This is a genomic window from Marinobacter denitrificans (assembly GCF_008795955.1).
GTDB lineage: Bacteria > Pseudomonadota > Gammaproteobacteria > Pseudomonadales > Oleiphilaceae > Marinobacter > Marinobacter denitrificans.
Map to the genome: position 1 here is coordinate 1 of NZ_VMHN01000038.1, position 673 is coordinate 673.

General features: G+C 57.8%; 1 protein-coding gene. It reads right to left on the bottom strand.

Annotated elements, in window-relative coordinates; all coding sequences use genetic code 11:
- Positions 1 to 673 (bottom strand): GTP-binding protein (locus FO268_RS22760; protein WP_225316973.1); only part of this gene is annotated, 673 nt, incomplete at both ends.

The following is a 673-nucleotide window of genomic DNA, read 5'->3' on the forward strand; positions in this document are numbered from 1 at the left end:
ATGGAGAAGACGTCCTCGATCGGCATCAGGAACGGCTGATCAATCGCACGCTCAGGATCCGGGATGTACTCGTCCAGGGCTTCTACCAGCTTCTTGACAGCGGTAGTACCCATTTCGTTGTCGTCCTTACCTTCCAGCGCCATCAGCGCAGAACCGGTAATGATCGGCGTGTCGTCGCCCGGGAAGTCGTACTGGCTCAGCAGTTCGCGAACTTCCATCTCGACCAGCTCAAGCAGCTCCTCGTCATCAACCATGTCCGCCTTGTTCAGGAACACAACGATGAAAGGTACGCCCACCTGGCGGGACAGCAGGATGTGCTCGCGAGTCTGCGGCATGGGGCCGTCAGCTGCGGAACAAACCAGAATGGCGCCGTCCATCTGCGCCGCACCCGTGATCATGTTCTTCACATAGTCAGCGTGGCCCGGGCAGTCTACGTGGGCGTAGTGACGTGCCGGTGAATCATACTCAACGTGAGAGGTCGCGATTGTAATACCACGAGCCCGCTCTTCCGGCGCGTTATCGATCTGGTCGAATGCGCTGGCGCTGCCAGTACCCCACACTTCGTGACATACACGAGTCAGCGCGGCTGTCAGCGTGGTCTTGCCATGGTCTACGTGACCAATGGTGCCCACGTTTACGTGCGGCTTGTTACGCTCAAATTTTGCTTTAGACA